This is a genomic window from Streptomyces hygroscopicus, assembly GCF_026168105.1.
GTDB classification, from domain to species: domain Bacteria; phylum Actinomycetota; class Actinomycetes; order Streptomycetales; family Streptomycetaceae; genus Streptomyces; species Streptomyces hygroscopicus_D.
In genome coordinates this window covers 308319-326533 of record NZ_LBMW01000003.1, presented here as the reverse complement: position 1 = coordinate 326533, position 18215 = coordinate 308319, and the positions used below count along the sequence as shown (strand labels likewise).

Annotated in this window: 14 protein-coding genes and 1 pseudogene; 9 read left to right on the top strand and 6 right to left on the bottom strand. The window is 69.8% G+C overall.

Annotated features, from left to right (window positions below; genetic code table 11):
- Nucleotides 1–778 (bottom strand): alcohol dehydrogenase catalytic domain-containing protein (locus tag AAW14_RS05380; RefSeq protein WP_265560379.1); only part of this gene is annotated, 778 nt, incomplete at its 3' end.
- A 202-nt stretch (nt 779–980) separates the two neighbouring features.
- Between AAW14_RS05380 and AAW14_RS05375 the strand changes: the two genes are divergently transcribed.
- Complete coding sequence (locus AAW14_RS05375; RefSeq protein ID WP_265560377.1) at nt 981–1598, top strand: TetR/AcrR family transcriptional regulator; 618 nt, start codon at nt 981–983, stop codon at nt 1596–1598.
- Nucleotides 1599–1895: 297 nt separating this feature from the next.
- On the opposite strand, the gene AAW14_RS05370 is transcribed toward AAW14_RS05375, so the two are convergent.
- A complete protein-coding gene (locus tag AAW14_RS05370; RefSeq protein ID WP_265560375.1) occupies nt 1896–2711 on the bottom strand; it encodes a helix-turn-helix transcriptional regulator in 816 nt (271 codons plus the stop codon).
- Nucleotides 2712–2782: 71 nt separating this feature from the next.
- On the opposite strand from AAW14_RS05370, the gene AAW14_RS05365 reads away from it, so the two are divergent.
- Nucleotides 2783–3499 (top strand): SDR family oxidoreductase, encoded by a 717-nt coding sequence (locus tag AAW14_RS05365; RefSeq protein ID WP_265560373.1) that lies wholly within the window; start codon nt 2783–2785, stop codon nt 3497–3499.
- A gap of 118 nt (nt 3500–3617) precedes the next feature.
- Here AAW14_RS05365 and AAW14_RS05360 read toward each other — a convergent pair.
- Together AAW14_RS05360 and AAW14_RS05355 are read right to left on the bottom strand one after the other, a co-directional pair.
- A pseudogene (locus AAW14_RS05360) lies at nt 3618–3729 on the bottom strand (SDR family oxidoreductase); the annotation flags it as partial.
- Between the two features lie 42 nt (nt 3730–3771).
- On the bottom strand, nt 3772–3957 hold the full coding sequence (locus tag AAW14_RS05355) for a hypothetical protein (RefSeq protein ID WP_265560371.1): 186 nt from the start codon (nt 3955–3957) through the stop codon (nt 3772–3774).
- A gap of 242 nt (nt 3958–4199) precedes the next feature.
- Here AAW14_RS05355 and AAW14_RS05350 point away from each other — a divergent pair, with 242 nt between their 5' ends.
- The 3 genes from AAW14_RS05350 (at nt 4200) to AAW14_RS05340 (ending at nt 7297) form a co-directional block, all read left to right on the top strand.
- Nucleotides 4200–5891, top strand: coding sequence for a SpoIIE family protein phosphatase (locus AAW14_RS05350; protein ID WP_265560369.1), 1692 nt, complete (start codon nt 4200–4202; stop codon nt 5889–5891).
- Nucleotides 5892–6080: 189 nt separating this feature from the next.
- Entirely contained in the window at nt 6081–6452 is a 372-nt protein-coding gene (locus AAW14_RS05345; protein WP_322741011.1) for an ATP-binding cassette domain-containing protein, read from the top strand.
- The gene (locus tag AAW14_RS05340; RefSeq protein ID WP_265560367.1) at nt 6449–7297 is read left to right on the top strand and encodes a S26 family signal peptidase; all 849 of its coding nucleotides are present in this window, start codon (nt 6449–6451) and stop codon (nt 7295–7297) included. Before AAW14_RS05345 ends, AAW14_RS05340 begins: the two co-directional genes overlap by 4 nt.
- On the opposite strand, the gene AAW14_RS05335 is transcribed toward AAW14_RS05340, so the two are convergent.
- The gene (locus tag AAW14_RS05335) at nt 7212–8174 is read right to left on the bottom strand and encodes an alpha/beta hydrolase (protein ID WP_265560364.1); all 963 of its coding nucleotides are present in this window, start codon (nt 8172–8174) and stop codon (nt 7212–7214) included. The two genes, AAW14_RS05340 and AAW14_RS05335, sit on opposite strands and share 86 nt — an antisense overlap.
- Before the next feature lie 730 nt (nt 8175–8904).
- A complete protein-coding gene (locus tag AAW14_RS05330) occupies nt 8905–9582 on the bottom strand; it encodes a FadR/GntR family transcriptional regulator (RefSeq protein ID WP_416223256.1) in 678 nt (225 codons plus the stop codon).
- Between the two features lie 79 nt (nt 9583–9661).
- Between AAW14_RS05330 and AAW14_RS05325 the strand changes: the two genes are divergently transcribed.
- The 4 genes from AAW14_RS05325 (at nt 9662) to AAW14_RS05310 (ending at nt 18215) form a co-directional block, all read left to right on the top strand.
- Nucleotides 9662–10909: a CynX/NimT family MFS transporter gene (locus AAW14_RS05325; protein ID WP_265560363.1), complete on the top strand. Its 1248-nt coding sequence runs from the start codon at nt 9662–9664 to the stop codon at nt 10907–10909.
- Nucleotides 10910–11213: 304 nt separating this feature from the next.
- Nucleotides 11214–15353 carry an amino acid adenylation domain-containing protein gene (locus AAW14_RS05320; RefSeq protein WP_265560361.1) on the top strand — a complete coding sequence of 1380 codons (4140 nt, stop codon included), beginning with the start codon at nt 11214–11216 and terminating at the stop codon, nt 15351–15353.
- Between the two features lie 31 nt (nt 15354–15384).
- Nucleotides 15385–16338: a pseudouridine-5'-phosphate glycosidase gene (locus tag AAW14_RS05315; RefSeq protein ID WP_265560359.1), complete on the top strand. Its 954-nt coding sequence runs from the start codon at nt 15385–15387 to the stop codon at nt 16336–16338.
- A complete protein-coding gene (locus AAW14_RS05310; protein WP_265560357.1) occupies nt 16335–18215 on the top strand; it encodes an HAD-IA family hydrolase in 1881 nt (626 codons plus the stop codon). Before AAW14_RS05315 ends, AAW14_RS05310 begins: the two co-directional genes overlap by 4 nt.

Here is an 18215-nt window from a genome sequence, read left to right as displayed (position 1 = left end):
CGAAGGGAGTGATCGGGCCCAGTTCGATCCGGTCCTGGGACATGCCGACCATCACGAGGCGGCCGCGGTGGCCGAGCGCGCGGCCCGCCTGGGTGACGCTGATCCCCCGGCCGACGGCGTCGATCGCCACGTCGAGGCCGCGGCCGCCGGTGAGCCGCGCAATCTGATCCAGGGCGTCGTCGGCGGTCGGGTCGACCGCGTGGTCGGCGCCGAGCTCCAGGGCGCGCTGCCGGGCCGCGGGGAGAGGGTCCAGCGCGATCACCGGGGCGGCGCCGGCCATCCGGGCGGTCTGCACGGCGTGCGTGCCGATGCCGCCGAGACCCCAGACGCCGACGGTCTCGGCGGGGCGCACGGCCGCGGTGTCGACGACCGCGGCATAGGGCGTGGACACCGGCACCAGCACGTACTCCGCCCAGGCGCCGTCGAAATCGAACGCCATGATCTCGATGCGTTCGCAGTCGTCGAGTGCCGCTCCGGAGACGCAGGCTGCACAGGTCCGACAAGCCCGTCCGGCGTGCAGCACGACGCGGTCTCCCACCTCCCAGCCCGGAGTAGGGCCGCCCAACCGCGCGACGGTGCCCGCGGCCTCGTGACCGGGGGTGATCGTGGGCAGCTCGGTGCGGAAGATGCCGTTCAGCAGGCTGAGGTCGGAGTGGCAGATGCCGCAGGCGGCCACCTTCACCAGGGCCTGACCCGGTGCGGGTGAGGGTGTCGGCACGTCCTGGACGGTGAGCCGACGGGTGGCAGGGTCGAAGCGCGCGGCGCGCATGGTGTTCATCGCTGGTCTCCTCAGTGCCCCGGGCAAGGGGCTCGAGCACACTTGTTGAGCAATGCTCAATACCGTTGTACGGCCTCTATTAAGCAACTGTCAACAAGGGTCGGGGTGTGCTCGAACACAGGTGCCCGCGCTGTCGCAGCCCTCGCGGGGACCGACCGGGGTCCGTGATCGTTCCGGTCGCGCGGGCTCATAGACTGCGTGCATGCCCGGCAAACGCATCACTCGTCTCAGCCCCGAACTGCGCAGACAGCAGCTCGTCGGCATCGGGCTGGAGATGCTCGCGGAACGCTCCCTGGACGAACTGTCCACCGACGAGGTCGCACGCCGGGCCGGTATCTCCCGGGGACTGCTCTTCCACTACTTCGACTCCAAGCGGGACTTCTACCGCGCGGTGGTCCGTACGGAGTGCGAACGGTTCATGACGGCCGTGGAACCGGACAGCCTGCTGGAACCGGAGGCCTGGCGACGGGAATTCATCTCCGGTTTCGTCGCGTATGTGCTTCGGCACCGCCAGGTGTACCTGTCGCTGGTGCGAGGTGCCGCGGGCAGCCATCCCGCGGTCGAGGACATCGTGAACGAGACCCGGGAGGCCGTCGCCCGGCGCGTGATGGACGGTGCGCTCCGCCTCGGGATGCCCGACACGCCGCGGCTGCGCACCGCCACGCGCGCGTGGATGGCCTTCGCGGAAGAGGCGATGACGAACTGGCCGGTGGACGAGGCAGGAGCGCGGGACGAACTCCGTGTGTTCCTCGACGCCAGCTTCGTCAGCCTGCTGGGCATCCTCGACGACGGGCGGCCTTCTCCCGTGGCCGAGGAGTGATGGGCCGCCCCCCGTCTGAGCGGCGGAACAGGCTCGTGGTCGTCATGTTGTTGTCGTAGGGCACAGCCGTGAACTGATCAACCCGCCAGCCTTCCGCTTCGACCGCTTCGATCATCTCGGCGACGTCTGCGACCGGCCGGGACAGTTTCGGTGAGTGCGACACCGCGCCACGGAACTCGGCCACGAATGCCTTTCGCCCCTCGGCCGCCGCACCCTCAGGAGGCCAACGGATGCAAGCGCCCTCTCGTCCGCCGCTGCGGACACGCTCCTGGCGTCCTCACCCCCCGAGGACCAGGTTCAGGCCGCCTGACTGGCCAGCCTGTGCAGGGACCGCGCGGCAGATGATCCGGGGTCGGCCGTGATCAGGACGACTTCCTGGTCGTCCTCGGGCACGAGCAGGACGTCGCAGTTCAACCGCAGCGTGCCGGCCTGCGGGTGGTCGAGGGTCTTGGTGCGGTGCCCGGGAGCGTGGACGGGACGCGTCTGCCAGATCTGCCGGAACTCCTCGCTGCCTGCGTGCAGTTCGGCCAGCAGGCCGGTCAACTGCAGGTCATGCGGGTAGCGGTCGGCGGCCCGGCGCAGCCGCGCCACCACGATGTGCCCGAACTCCTCGGCGCTGGAGCTCTCGTACATCCGCCCCAGGCCCAGGAAGCGGCGCCGGGCCAGGTTCCGCGTCCCGCCTGCGAGGTCGCCGCCGAGCAGTGCCTGGGCCAGGGGGTTCCAGGCGACGACGCCGTACGCCGCGTCCGTGACGATGGCGCCGGTCTCCGGGAGCCGCTCCAGCATCCGGGCCACGTGCGGGCGTACCCGCCGCACGGCGCTGATGCCGGGCGGCGCGCTCGAGCCCGCCAGGTGGAACAGGTGGCTGCGCTCGGCCGGCGTGAGCCGCAGCGCCTGGGCCAGCGCGTCCAGGATCCGGGCCGATGGCCGCGGTCCCCGGGCCTGCTCCAGCCGCGTGTAGTAGTCGACCGACATATGGGCGAGCTCCGCCACCTCCTCGCGGCGCAAGCCCGGCGTACGGCGAGCGGTGCCCGTCGCCGGCAGCCCGATCTCGTGCGGCCGCAGGCCCGCCCGGCGGTCCCGGAGGAAGCGGGCCAACTCCTGCCGCGCCATGCCACCTCCTGCCACTGCCTGGTACAGGCTGTCCCTGGCAGGGCGCCCACAGCCAGGGAACCGTAGTTGCCATGAACGATCGCACAGCTCTGGTCACCGGCGCCAACAAGGGTATCGGCAAGCACATCGCCCGGCTGCTCGCTGCCGAAGGCCTCATGGTGTACGTGGGCGCCCGCGACCCCGGGCGCGGACAGCGGGCCGTCGAGGAGATCGGTGCCGGCGCCCGCCTGCTGATCCTCGACGTGACGGATCCCGACGGCATCGCACAGGCCGCGGCTGGGGTGGACCGCCTGGACGTGCTGGTCAACAACGCCGGCATCGCACCGTCACTCGCCCCGCCGGCCGACACCGGCGTCGAGGAGTACCGGCACACGTACGAGACCAACGTGTTCGGGGTGGTGGCGGTGACCAATGCCTTCCTGCCCGCCCTGCGCCGGTCCCCGGACCCGCGCATCGTCAACATCTCCAGTGGCACCGCATCACTGACCTGGAGCACCAACCCCAACCCCCAGTTCACTCCGGGAAGCGGTGGTGCCGCCGCCTACCGGTCGTCCAAGGCCGCCCTCAACGCCCTCACCGTCCTCTACGCCCAGACGCTGGCCGAGGACGGCTTCAAGGTCAACGCGCTCGCCCCCGGCCTGCGGGCCACCGATCTCAACCCACGGGCCGCCGCTGCCGGCGGCGACCCGGCCGAAGCCGCCCAGGGTGCCCTCCGCCTGGCCCTGCTGCCGGACGACGGTCCCACCGGTGGCTTGTTCTCCTGGGACGGAACGCCCGTGCCCTGGTGAGCGCCGGCATCCGGAAGCGCTCGGCGGGGCGCCTTCACCGCGCGCGGCGTAGCCACCGTCGACCAACTGGAGGCTGCTGCAGACGCCGCGCGGCCGGACAGCAGCGCTCATGGCCGCTCAGCGACGGTGTGTCGACGAAGCCGGGGGGCGACGGCGTTGACTCGTACTCCCCGGGAGGCGTACTCCAGGGCGGCCGTCCTCCTCAGGCCGACGACACCGTCCTTGGCAGCAGAGGAACACCGGCCCTTCCGTTTCAGCGGTGCGACTGAGCGTCAGGCCGCCTGCTGGGCCAACTCGCGCACCGTCGCGGCAAAGGCGTCAGGCTTGGCGGCGTTGGCGGTCGTTGCATGGGGCGTGAGTTCTCGTCGTCCGTACCGCAGTGTCGTGTCCGACACCCGCCGGGCTTTGATCGAACCGGTCTTCACCGCCTGGCGGGCGCGACGGACCGGACCCGGCACGGCGGCCCGGGTGCACGACCTACGAGAGATCGTCAACGCTGGCCACGTCCGGCCCCTTGCTCTCGGCGTTCACGTGGGCGACGGAGCACGTGCGCTGTGCCTGCCAGGCCGCGCACCCGCCGGTCAAGCTGAGCGGCCGGCGTTGCAGCGCTCCTTCTTGCCGCGGCATCACCTGTGTCCCAGGGGGAACCCAAGAAGCAGGGGTAGTCCGAGGCATGTTCTCCGGTGACGGGAGGCAGTCCATGATGGGCTCGGGTGGTCCTCAGGAGGCGGTTGCCAGGGCACTGGAGGCCCTCGGCACGGGCGCTTACCTGGTGGACGAGCAGGGCTCCATCGTCGCCATCAACACGCGCGGTGAACGACTCCTGGCGCGCCCCGCCTCTGGTCTGGTCGGCCAGAACGCCCACGACCTGCTGCACCGCACCAGCTCCGGGGAACACGTGCCGAGGGCTCAGTGCCGGATGCTGGAGAGCATCCTCGGCGGGCGCACGGAGCAGGGTGGCGACGAGTGGCTCGAGCGCGGCGACGGCACGCTGCTGCCCGTGTCATGGCTGGCCACTCCCTGCGACATCGGTATCCGTCCGTCAGCCACGCTCGTCCTCTTTCACTCCGCTGGACGCTCCGCGCCACCCGCTCAGCGGCCACCGGCCAGCGGACGGCTCTCCGAACTGGAACGGCTCGCGCTCCTCGCCGAGACGACCACCCTGCTCACCTCGACTCTGGACATCAACGAGGCGCTGCGCCACCTGATCAACCTCGTCGTGCCCCGCCTCGCCGACTGGGCCGTCATCGACCTGATCAGCGAGCGGGACGAAGTATGGCGCTTCGCCGTCGCCCACGCCGAGGGCGACACCGTGGTGTTCCGGGAGGATCTTCAGGGGCCCATGCCGCCAGTGCCGCAGGACTCCTCGCGGCCCCTGTCCCGCGCCCTGCGCGGCGTGGCGTCCTCCCTCGCCGGTCCCGAGACCTATCAGGGCCCGCCCGACTCCGGCATCGCGGTGGAGCAGCGGCGCTTGTTCGAGGCGACCGGCATGCACTCCGCATTCATGGTCCCCCTTCGCAGTCTGCACGACATACTGGGGGCCCTCACCCTCGGCCGCGCCGACCAGCCCGAGCGGTTCACCGCGACCGACACCGCCCTGCTGGAGGACATCGCCCGCCGCGCCAGCCTCGCCTTGGAGAACGCCCGCCTCTACCAGCGCCAGCGCAAGGTCGCCGAGACCATGCAGCGCCATCTCCTGCCGAAGCTCCCGCGGACACCCGGCCGCGGCATGACCGCCCGCTACCAGCCCGCGCCGGACGCCTCCCAGGTCGGCGGCGACTGGTACGACGCGTTCACCTTGCCGGACGGCGCCACCGCCCTCGCCATCGGCGACGTCGTCGGCCACGACCTGGACGCGGCAGCCGGCATGGCCCAGCTGCGCAACATGCTCCGCGCGTACGCCCTGTCCCAGCACAAGCCTCCGAGCAAGATCGTGGAACGGCTCGACCGGGCGGCCCTGGAGATCACGGAGGTCTCCATGGCAACGCTGATCTTCGCTCGCATGACGGAGAACGACGCCGGCCAGTGCGAGCTGTCCTGGACCAACGCGGGCCATCCACCTCCGCTGCTGGTCACCCGCGAGGGCGTGGCCCGCTACCTGACCGACGGCCACGGGATCCTGCTGGGCGTCGCGCCTGGACAGGCCCGTCCCGACGCGACGGCGGAGCTGCCGCCCGGAGCGACCCTGATCCTCTACACCGACGGTCTGATCGAGTCCCCCGGTCACACCCTGGACGAGGGCCTGAACCGCCTGCGGCGGCATGCCGCATCCCTGGCCCACCGCCCTCTGGAATCCTTCACGGATCAGTTGCTGGCACGGGCGCGCCCACCTGACAACGACGACGACGTGGCCCTGCTGGCCGTGCGGCACGTGACCAGCTCGTCTTCTTGAGGCCTTCGGGCAGTGCTTCGTCACAAGGCACAGGGCCGTCTCGGCGCCCGTGGACAGCAACTGGCGTTCATCGTCAGTCAGTTCCCAAGGCGGCGGCTCCAGCAGCAGTCGGCCGCCAGCTCTTGATACCGCACCCTGCTGTCCCGAACCTTCTCCACGCCCTCCGAAGCCGGGTCCGCAGAGTACGGCGTGACGCTCTCGGGTGGGCAATGGCAGCGCCTCGCGCTCGCGCGGGCGCTCCTGCCCGAGCGTCACGAGTTCGTGATCCTCGACGAACCCTCCGCGGGGCTCGACGCGGCGGCGGAGCAGGAGATCCACTCCTGCCTCAGGCAGCATCGAAGCGGGCGCACAAGCCTGCTCATATCGCACCGGCTCAGCGCCGTACGCGACGCGGACTTGATCATCGTCCTTGGGGACGGCCAGGTCATCGAGCACGGTGATCACCGGTCCCTCGTCACGTCCGGCGGCGCGTACGCCCACCTCTTCGCCCTGCAGGCCGACGGCTACGGGCCGCGGGAGACGGCCACGCCGGTGGACGCACCCGCGCTGGGGCGACCGTGACCACTGGGTACGGCCGCAGGGCACTCGTCGGGCTGTGCTGCCTGGGGGCCGCGTGGGCCGTGCTGCGGCGCAGCATCATCCGCGTCACCGTGCTCGGCGCGAGCATGGAGCCGACCTATCATGACGGCGATCGCCTGCTGGCACGGCGCGGTCAGCCACTCCTTCCGGGGCAGGCGGTGGTCGTGGAACAGCCCCGTCCGGATGGGCGTTGGCCGAGGCCGCCCGTCTCCTGGCGCGACGGTCCGGCCGAGGTGCGCAAGCGCACCTGGATGATCAAGCGCGTCGCGGCTCTCCCGAGGGACCCCGTGCCACGCAACGAGTTCCCGGCCCTGTCCGGCGCGACGGCGGGCCGGGTACCGCCGGGCGCGCTGCTCGTGCTGGGGGACAACCGGGAGTTCAGCGTCGACTCGCGGGTGATGGGCTTCCTCCCGGTCGAACGCGTGCTGGGTGTCGTCCACCGGGCGCGCGGCCACACTCGCCTGGAACGATGGCTCTCCGCGGCCGGCGCTCTGCAAATGCGTCAGCGGAACCCGCGTGGTATCCCCGCCCGGAACCACCACACCTCTGGCAGGAGTCCGTCAGGGCTTCCTGCCGGGCCTGTTCAGGGGCATGCGGCGGACCACCCGAGATCGAACATGCCACACGCCTCGCAACATCCCGGCTCAACGCCCGAGCACGACCCTGGGTACGGGGAAGACCCGCACCACCAACCCGCCTGCTACGACGCCGATATGTGTACACCGTTTGAGGCATCCAGCACTACGCGGTTCCGAGGGCGTTGCGCAGGAACGCGGTTGCCTGGTCGATGGCTCCGCGTGCGGCTTTGGACCGACTCAGCGAGTTGAGCATCATGAAGTCGTGGACCGTGCCGTCGTAGCGCACCGTGGTCACCGGAACGCCGGCTGCTCGGAGCTTGGCGGCGTACGCCTCGCCCTCGTCGCGCAGCACGTCGGCCTCGTCGACGATCAGCAGAGCGGGCGGCAGGCCGGAAAGCTGCTCGATGGTGGCGTGGTTGGGAGACGCGGTGATCTCGGCGCGTTGGTTCGGGTCGGTCGTGTAGGCGTCCCAGAACCATTCCATCAGCTCGCGGCTCAGGTAGTAGCCGGTGGCGAACTGGTCGTAGGAATCGGTGTTCATGGCGGCATCCGTGACCGGGTAGTACATCGACTGCTGTACGAACTTGAGGTCACCGCGCTCCTTGGCCATGAGGGCGAGTGCGGCGGTCATGTTCCCGCCGACCGATTCCCCCGCCACTGCCATGCGCTGTGCATCCAACCCCTTGGACGCCCCCTCGCGGACGATCCACTGCGCGGTGGCGTAGCCCTGCTCGATGGCCACAGGGTAGTGCGCCTCGGGAGACGGTGTGTACTCCACGAAGGCCACTGCCGCACGGGCGCCGACCGCCAACTCGCGCACCAGGCGGTCGTGAGTACCGGCATTGCCGAGCACCCAGCCACCGCCGTGCATGTACAACACGACAGGCAGCGTTCCGATGGCGCCCTGCGGCTTGACGATGCGTACCCGTACATCGCCCACGGCTGCCGGAACCGTGACCCACTCCTCGTCGACCGGCAGCTTGTCGACCGGCGCGGCCTGGAGGTCGTCGAGCACCTTGCGCGCTGCGGTCGGATCCAGCTCGTACAGGAACGGATGTTGCGAGGTTGCGTCGGCGAGCTCCTGCGCCTCGGGCTCAAGGACGATTGAGGCGATTTGACCAGCCATGGGAATGCTCCCTGGGAAATCCGAGAAGCGCAGGGTGACGAGCACGCGGCGCTGAAGAGCGCCGCTGTGCGCTCGCGCTGCGGGGCGGCCGGCAGAGCCTCCGCCCTTATTCCAGCCCGTGACGGGAATATGTCCATATTAGTTGCCCATCCCCGCAGATGCATTCCAAGGAACCGCCCACTTCGTCCCGCGCCAGGGCTCGGCTCGGTGACGACACGGCCCCCTCGGCGACACGCTCACCGACGAGCGGATACGCCGACCGACCGTCACTGGCGCCGCGTGGGATCCAACTGTCTCCCCGTCGTCTCCCCGTCGTAAGGGAGCGCACCGACTCCGACCCGGGCTCCCGCACCCCTCACGCTGCCCTCCTCAACACCCTGACGGACGGATGAGTTCGGTGAGATCCATGTGCGGGTCGCACCTCCACAGCAAGTGGCGAATCGCGGCCCGCACACGGGGCTCGGACCGGTGAGGCAGTCGCCCGGCATCGGCCCCACCGAACAGGCCACGCTCGTCGAACAGCTCGCCTCTCGTCTCGTTGCGGGGACCTGCGGTGCGCCGACTGCTGGTCTTGCGGCGTGAGCAGAAGCTGACGGCCTGCCATGTGCGGTTGATGGCAGAGCCGTTGGGGGTGACCGAGCACACGGTGTGGCGTGGTCGGCTGTTGCCGAGCGTGATGAGGCCGCGGCCGACGAGCCCGGGGCGCAGGCCCGGACCAGGCAGGAACCGGTCAGTCGTCACCCTGGGTGGGAGCGCAGCCCATATAGGACCCGGATTCGTAGGCCGCCCTGTCGCTGTCGCGGTCACGGAGGGCCTCGACGAGGCGTGAGTGGTCCTGGAACTGCTCGGGGCGTAGTTCCTCACCGAAGTGGTCCAGGAGCGAGGCCCGGATCACTTCGCCCAGGTCCGCGTGCAACTGGGCCAGGACCGTGTTGTGGGACGCGGCGACGACAGCCAGGTGAAAGGCCACGTCCGAGTTGACGAAAGCGACCCGGTCCCCGTCCGACCAGGCCTTGTCCCGTTGGGTCAGCAGGGCGTCCAGCCGCTCCAGGTCCTCCAGCGTGCGGCGTGCGCAGGCCAGGCGGGCCGCGCGGACTTCCAGGGCGCCGCGCACTTCGGCGATGTCGTCCGTGTGCGCCTTCTCGAAACGGGTCCGCATCATTCCGGCCAGTTCGCTGGTCGCTCGGACATACGACCCGGAGCCGTGGCGGATGTCCAGCAGGCCCGTATGGGCCAGGGCCCGCACCGCCTCGCGCACCGTGTTGCGCGCCACACCGAGCTGCTCGACGAGCTCCGTCTCGGTGGGGATGCGCGAGCCCACGGGCCAGGTGCCGGAGGTGATCTGCCGTCGGAGGCGGGCAATCACCTGGTTTGACAGTGGTTCACGGCGAACGGGATCCATAGTCATCCCATCATCATATGAGCCTGCATGAAAGTTGTATGAATCACTAGACCTAGAGTCATGGGATGAGTCTATGATCTGCCGTGTGACGAAGGAAGAGCTCAAGAACACCGTCTTACGCACCGGCCCGGCGGCGTACCCCGACCGCTCACAGCGGGTGCGCAGACTGACGCTCGTGGCGCTTGTGATCGCGGCGCTGAACCTGCGCCCGGGCGTCACCAGCCTTGGGCCCGTCCTCGAAGAGGTCCGTCACAGCCTTGCCATGAGCGGCACGGTCGCCGGGCTGCTGACGTCCATCCCGGCCGTGTGCTTCGCCCTGGTCGGCTCCACGGCTCCCGCCCTCGCCCGGCGGTACGGCGCGAGCGGCGCGATCGCGGCCGGTGCCGCGTTGGTGACGGCCGGGCTCGTGACACGTCCGTTCGCCACCGACGCCGCCCTGTTCGTCGCGCTGACCGCCCTGTCACTGGCCGGCATCGCCATCGCGAACGTGCTGCTCCCGGCCGTTGTCAAGCATCGCTTCCCCGACCGGGTGGGCGCGGTGACGGGGCTGTACTCCATGGCACTGAACGTCGGCGCCTCGACCGCTGCCGCCGTCACCGTGCCCCTGACCGAGGCTTTCGGCCACGACTGGCGATACGGCCTGGGGGTCTGGGCCATCCTGGCCGCGATCGCCGTTCCGCCCTGGCTCGCCGCCGCCCGCCTCCAGGGACGGGCGGCGGCAGGTGCGGCGGACGACGGAGGCGAATCGCAGACACATCCGCGAAGCCGGATCTCCCGCGACCCCACCGCCTGGGCGCTCACCGCCTACTTCGGGCTGCAGGCGAGTTCCGCCTACGTCATCATCGGCTGGCTGCCACAGATGTTCCGCGATGCCGGACTGTCCGCACAGAGTGCCGGCCTGTTGTTCTCCGGCACCTCGCTCCTCGGCGTACCGCTGTCCTTCGCCCTGTCGGCCGCGGCCGGAAAGCTGCGCAGCCAGAGCGGGATCGCGGCGGGAATCGGCCTGTGCGGCCTGGCTGGATTCGCGGGGCTGTGGGCCTCCGCCTCCACCACGCCCTGGCTGTGGGCGTTCCTGCTCGGCGTGGCCAACTGTTCCTTCCCACTGGCCCTGACGATGATCAGCATGCGCGGCCGCGACAGCGCCACCGTCGTCCGGCTCTCCGGGTTCGTGCAGAGCTTCGGCTACCTGCTCTCGATTCCCGGCCCCCTCGTCGTCGGCGTCCTCTACGGCCACACGGGCGGCTGGCGTGCGCCCCTGGCCTTCATCCTGGTGATGACCCTGATGCAGATCGGAGCCGGTCTGCTCGCCGGCCGCAACCGCCAGATCGGCTGAGCAGCTCTCGTCGCCACAGCGAATTTCACACCGGCTCGACCTCCGTCAAGGGACCGAAATAATTGTTCCCTTGTTTCCCGCCCTGCCATGCAGAGGGCGTGAATTTGCTTCGCCATGCCCGGAATTAACAGCCGCGCTCGCGCGGTGAATTCCCGAAGAAGTCGGGGTCAATTTCCGCGAACGCGCACAGAATTTATTGACCTGGCCGGAAAATTCGTCCTAGCCTTCCATCAGCGATGAGCTCAGGGCACCACAAGTGCGCGAGTTCCCGGGAAATGCCCGCTACTGCGGAAAAGAGAGGTCCATGAGCCCCCACGTGATTCCCCATACTCAACGTGGTGACGTCTGCCTGACCGCGCTGCTCGCCGAACAGGCGAGTGCCGCACCACATCGGACCGCCGTGGTCCACGAGGACCAGAGCCTGACGTTCGCCCAACTGCTGGACCACAGCCGCTTACTGGGAGCCCGCCTGAGGCGCGCCGGAGTGACCAGAGGCAGCCGTGTCGGCGTGTTCATGGAACCCTCGCTGGAGCTGATGACGAACGTCTGGGGAATCCTCTGGGCCGGCGGTTCGTATGTCCCGCTCTCCCCGGAATACCCCGAGGAGCGGATCGCGTACATGATGGCGGACGCGGGGGTGGAAGTCGTCCTTACCCAGGAATTCTTGCGTTCCCGCCTCCAGGAACTGTCGCCGGCCGGAGTCCGCACCATCACTTCGGATGAAGTTTTCCATTCGGTGGAGAGTGCCGACGAGGAAATTTCGTCAGCAGGTTTGGAATCCTGCCAAGCCGCCCGTCCAGAAGACCTCGCGTACGTCATCTACACGTCCGGCAGCACCGGAAAACCGAAGGGGGTGATGATCGAGCACCGTAGCATCGTCAGCCAGATGCGCTGGCTGACGGAAGCCTGCGGAATCGACGGCGGAAGGACGATCCTCCAGAAGACCCCCCTGAGTTTCGACGCCGCCCAGTGGGAGATCCTCGCCCCCGCCTGCGGCAGCACCGTGGTGATGGGTGCCCCCGGAATCTACCGGGACCCCGAGGCGATCGTGGCCACCATCCAACGGCACGGTGTGACCACCCTCCAGTGCGTCCCCACGCTCCTGCAGGCACTCCTCGACACCGAGACCCTCGCCGGGTGCGGCTCGCTGCGCCAGGTATTCAGCGGGGGCGAGGCGCTGTCCCGCAGCCTCGCCGCTCAGTTCCTCGACACCATGCCGGACTGCTCGCTCGTCAACCTCTACGGCCCGACCGAGTGCACCATCAACGCCTCCGCCTTCGTCGTGGACCGTACCGCGGTGGAGGACGGCCCCCGGGTCATGCCGATCGGCACGCCGGTCAGCGGCACCACCTTCCACGTCCTGGACTCGGCCGGACGGGAGGCGACGGTCGGCGAGGTCGGCGAACTGCACATCGGCGGCATCCAGGTGGCCCGCGGCTACCTCGGCCGCCCCGACCTCACGGCCGAGAGGTTCGTGCAGGACACCTTCTCGTCCGTCCCCGGCGCCCGCCTGTACCGCACCGGCGACCTCGCCCACTTCAACGCCGACGGCACGGTGCAGTTCGTCGGGCGGACGGACAACCAGGTCAAGCTGCGCGGCTACCGGGTCGAGCTGGACGAGATACGCCAGGCGATCGAGACGCACGACTGGGTCCGCAGCTCGGCCGTCCTGCTCAGGGACGACGAGGCCACCGGCTTCCAGAACCTGGTCGCCTTCGTGGAGCTGAACCCCAAGGAAGCCGCCCTGATGGACCAGGGCAACCACGGCGCCCACCACCAGTCCAAGCGCAGCAGGCTCCAGGTCAGGGCCCAGCTGTCTCACGCGGGCTGCCGTGACGCCGCGGACCTGGCCGGCCGCTCGGTGACCGCACTCCCCGGCGCCGAGGCCACACCCGAGCAGCGGGCCCGGGCCTTCGCCCGCAAGACGTACCGCTTCTACGAGGGCGGACAGGTGAGCCGGGAGGACATCCTGCGCCTGCTGGCCCCGCCCGGCCGGCCGGGCGTCGCCCCGCGCAACCCGGGGAGCCTGAGCCGGGCCGAACTCGGCGGGATCCTGCGGAACTTCGGCCAGTACCTCAGCGACCAGCGGCTGCTGCCCAAGTACGCCTACGCCTCGCCCGGCTCTCTCTACGCCACCCAGCTGTACCTCGAACTCGACGGCATCGGCGGCATCGGCCCGGGCCTGTACTACTACCACCCGCTCCACCACCACCTGGTGCTGATCGGCCCCACCCCCCGGCAGTCCGGCCCCCGGGCGAGTATCCACCTGCTCGGCAAGCACAGCGCGATCGAGCCGGTCTACCGCAACAACATCCGGGAGGTCCTGGAGATCGAGGCCGGGCACATGGTCGGCCTGTTCGAGGAGGTGCTCCCCGACTACGGCCTCGGTATCGCCGCCGAGTACCGGCCCGCGGTCCTGCACCGACTCGAGGGCGCCGAGGAAGACCACTACTTGGGCACGATCGATCTCGTACCGTACGACGCGAACGAGAGCGCCGACGAGTTGGACATCTACGTCCAGGCGCACGCGGGCCGGGTCGACGGCCTGCGGGCCGGGCAGTACCGGTACGCCGACGGCTCCCTGGTGCGCATCTCGGACGACTTGGTGCTCAAGAAGCACGTCATCGCCATCAACCAGCGGGTCTACGAGCGGGCGGGCCTCGGCATCAGCCTGGTCGCCACCGGCCCGGACTCCTGGCGGCACTACCTCGACCTGGGCCGCAAGCTGCAGCGCCTGCAGATGAACGGCCTGAACCTCGGCTTCATGTCCTCGGGCTACAGCTCCAAGAGCGGCAACGACCTGCCCGCGGCCAAGCGGCTGAACAGGATCCTCACCGACTGCGGACTGCCCACGGGACCGTCGTACTTCTTCGTCGGCGGGCGCGTCAGCGACGAGCAGCTGCGCGGCGAGGACATGAAGGAGGACGTGGTCCATATGCAGGGACCGGCCGAGCTGATCAAGGAAGACCTCGCCGGACTGCTGCCCCGCTACATGCTGCCCAACCGGATCGTCGTCCTGGACAGGCTGCCCCTGACCGCCAACGGGAAGATCGACAGCAAGGCCCTGGAGGCCTCGCAGCAAGCCGACCTCGCACTGGCCGCACGGACGTTCATCGCCCCCCGCACCCGCGTCGAGCGTCGCGTCCGCGATCTCTGGCAGACCGTCCTCAAGCAGGAGCAGATCTCTGTCAGGGACGACTTCTTCGAGCTGGGCGGCAACTCCCTGCTCGCCGTGGCGCTCGTCAACCGGATGAACAAGGCGTTCGAAGGAACGGTTCCTCTCCAGGTGCTGTTCGACGCCCCTACCGTCGAGAAGCTCGCCGCCCGGCTGGACGCCGAGCCGTCAGGGCCCCTCACCCGGCTCGTCCCGCTCCAGCCGGAGGGCACCGGCACGCCGATCCACTGCTGGCCCGGCCTCGGCGGCTACCCCATGAACCTGCGCCCGCTGGCCGCCGCCCTGGGCAAGGACCGGCCCGTCCACGGCATCCAGGCACACGGCATCAACCGCGGCGAGGACCCCTACGCCACGGTCCGCGAGATGGCGACGGCGGACGTCGAGGCCATCCGCAGCGCACAGCCCGAAGGCCCCTACATCCTGTGCGGCTATTCGTTCGGCGCCCGGGTCGCCTTCGAGGCGGCCCGACAGCTGGAGCAGGCCGGCCAGCGGGTGGAACACCTCTTCCTCATCGCCCCGGGCATGCCGCGCCTGCGCGAGGAGGACACGGCCGGCCCGACGGGCCGGGCGGACTTCGCCGACCGGGCCTTCGTCGCCCTCCTCCACTCCGTCTTCGCCGGGACCCTCAGCGGCCCGCAACTGGACGACTGCCTGCGCACCGTCACCGACGAGGACAGCTTCGTCGACTTCGTCACCAGCCGCTTTCCCGGCCTCGGCACGGAACTGGTCCAGGCCGTCACCGGCATAGTCAAGCGCACCTACTCCCCGACGTACGAGTTCCACGAGCTGACCGGACGACGTCTGAACGCCCCCGTGACCCTCGTCAAGGCCAACGACGACAACTACTCCTTCATCGAGCACCAGGACGCCTTCTCCGTCCGGCCGCCGTCTGTCCACCAACTGCCGTCCGGCCACTACGAACTGCTGCGCGAGCCGCACGTCACCGAACTCGCCGCGCTGGTCAACGACCGGCTGCGCACCGCTGCCGGGTCACCGTTTCCGGGCCAGGTGTCCCTGTCCCGCGTCATCTCCCAGGAGGCCGGAGTGCCCCACATCAACATCAAGCACTTCCCCGTCGCCCTCAGCGAGGCACAGGAGAAGGAACTCCTCGCCGCACTCACCTCCGCGGTGAGCAACGCCTTCGGATGCAAGGAGGACGTCGTCTCCATCGCCATCGAGCCGGTCGAGCAGGAGGCCTGGCACGAGCGGGTCTACGAGCCCGAGATCGTCCGCCGCCAGGACCTGCTCCGCAAGACGCCCAACTACTGACCGCCGCACCCCGGTTCCTGGAAGGAAACCCATGACCACACGAACACCCGGCCCGCATTCCGTCCCCCTGGTCTTCACGGATGAGGTGGCCGCGGCCCTCGCCGACGGCGAGCCGGTGGTGGCCCTGGAGTCGAACGTCATCACCCACGGACTCCCTTACCCGGACAACGCGGCCACCGCCCGCAAGGTGGAGGAAGCCGTAAGGGCCGGCGGCGCGGTACCCGCCACCATCGGCATCGACGACGGCCGGATCCTGATCGGGATGACCGACACGGACATCGAGCGCTTCGCCTCGACCCCCGGCATCCCCAAGGTCAGCAGCAGGGACCTGCCGGCCGTCCTCGCTTCCGGCGGCACGGGCGCCAGCACCGTCGCCTCCTCGCTGGTGGCGGCGGAACTCGCCGGCATCACCTTCTTCTCCTCCGCCGGCATCGGCGGCGTCCACCGCGGCGCCGAGACCACCATGGACATCTCCTCGGATCTGATTCAGTTCACCCGCTCCAAGGTGGCGGTGGTCTGCGCCGGCGCGAAGAAGATCCTCGACCTCCGCCTGACCATGGAGTTCCTGGAGACCCACTGCGTTCCCGTCATCTCCTACGGCTTCGACGACTTCCCAGCCTTCTACTGCCGTTCCAGCGGGCTGCGCGCCCCGCACCGGCTGGACGACGAAACTCAGATCGCCAGGGCCGTGGACACCCACTGGGCCCTGGGCAACCCCGGCGGTGTCCTCATCACCAGCCCCACCCGCGAGGAGGACGCCATCGACGGGGACGACATCGAGGAAGCCATCGCCGCGGCGCTGCGCGGTGCCGAGGCCGACGGGGTGCGGGGCGGCGCCGTGACGAAGTACGTCATGCGCGCCGTGGACCGCGCCACCGAGGGCCGCTCCGCCACGGCCAACATGGCCGTCCTCATCAACACCGCCGAGGTCGGCGGCCGGCTCGCCGCCGCCCACGCCCGGCTCCGACGCGAGGAGACGCCGTGAGCACCGCCAGGGAAACGGAGAGGGAAGAGGCAGCTGTGACACACGTGGCGATGTTCGACCTGGACGGGACGCTCGTCGACTCCCCGCGCGCGATCGTCGAGACCTTCGCCGCGGCCTTCGAGGCGCTCGGCGAGAGCCCCCGGGACGAGGCGGACGTCCGGGCCACCATCGGCCTCCCACTGGAGCAGGCGTTCGCCAAGCTGCTGGGCGTCCCGCAGGACGACCCCCGCGTCGCCGACGGCATCGCGCGCTACCAGGAGGCGTTCCGCACCGTCATCCTGCCCCGCGCCCGCTCGCTGGTCTTCCCCGGCGTCGCCGAGGGACTGGCCGAACTGCGGCGCCACGGCCTGACGTTGACGGTGGCCACGAGCAAGTTCCACGCCAGCGCCGACGCCCTGCTCACCGCGGCCGGACTGCGTGACCACTTCGCCGTGCTGATCGGCGCGGACGACGTCACCCACCCCAAGCCGCACCCCGAGTCGGGGCTGCGCATCCTCCAACAGCTGGGCGCCCGCCCCGAGCACGCCGTGATGGTCGGTGACACCACCCACGACCTGAAGATGGCGCACGCGGCCGGGACCAGATCGGTCGCGGTCACCTACGGAGTGCACGGGCGGGCGGAACTCGCGTCGGCCCGGCCGTCGTACACGGCCGAGACCTTCCCCGAGGTCGTGGCGTACATCACCGGCACGCTGCCCGACAGCGACGTGGTCGACCGGCTGCTGAACGACCGCACGTACCACATCGAGTTCAACGGTCACCTGACCAACCACGTCAAACACGCCGTCGTCGCGCTCGCCGGCCTCGGCGTCGCGCCGGAGCGGATCAAGGACTATCACGACAACTACATCAGGATGACGCCGTACGGCTGCGCGGTCGAACCGGCCAGGGCGCCCGGGCGGACCATCGACGACGACAACTGGCTCCAACTCGTCGGCAGGCGCCAGGACTGGGCCGCCTACTGCGAGTTCTTCGACCGGCGCGAGCGGGAGCTCGGGATGCCCGAACTGCTGCGCCGCTACCTGCCGCACCTGCTCCCCGGCTGGGCCGGAGCGCTCCAGCACGCGACCATCCACCTGGGCTGGGCACTGGCCGCCCACCACCGGTGGATGGCCATCGAGGGCATCTCCTACCTGGCCTTCTCCTCTGTGAGTTGCCACCCCGAGCGCTCAGTCCCCTCGGGCGCACACGGCGCGGAAGAGCCGAAGGAGTCGCTGCTGCGCATCGCCGGCCACTGGGAGGCAAACCAGCCGCAGCTCGGCGCATGGGTGGAGAACCTGGTCGGCGAGACCTCGCCCGAGATCCACCCGGAGCTGCTCAGGTCCGGACTCCAGTACCGGATCGCCCGGGTGCTCGGCGAGGGCCACCCGCTGATCCACGACACCCCCGGCTGGATCGAGGGACAAGACCCTGCTGACAGTTGGGACCAGCTCGCCTACCTGGTCACCCTGCTGTATCTGGCGGAACCAGGGGACTTCCTGCTCCTGCACCTCATCACCGCACTGCACGCGATGCGGGCCATCTCGGACGCCCTCCCCGCCGCCCAGCGCCCCGACGTGGTCAAGGTCTACTGGACCGGCATCCTGGGCGTGCTGTTCTCCCGCGGACACTTCTCACGCCCCGGAAAGCTGACCGCGCTCGACGACCTCTTCGACACCGCGACGGACGACGTCTCCGACCCCCGCTGGGCCCGCGAATGGGACTGGCACATCGCCAGGGCCGTCGAGGAGGAGGAAGAGCACAACCCCAAGCTCGTCCACGTGATGCGCGAGCTGTGGCAACGCACGGGCGGCAGGTCGATCTACCGGGTCGCCGCGGGCCAGTTCACCGCGACCCCGGAGCTTCCGCCCACCTTCGAACAGCCGCCGGCCGACTGA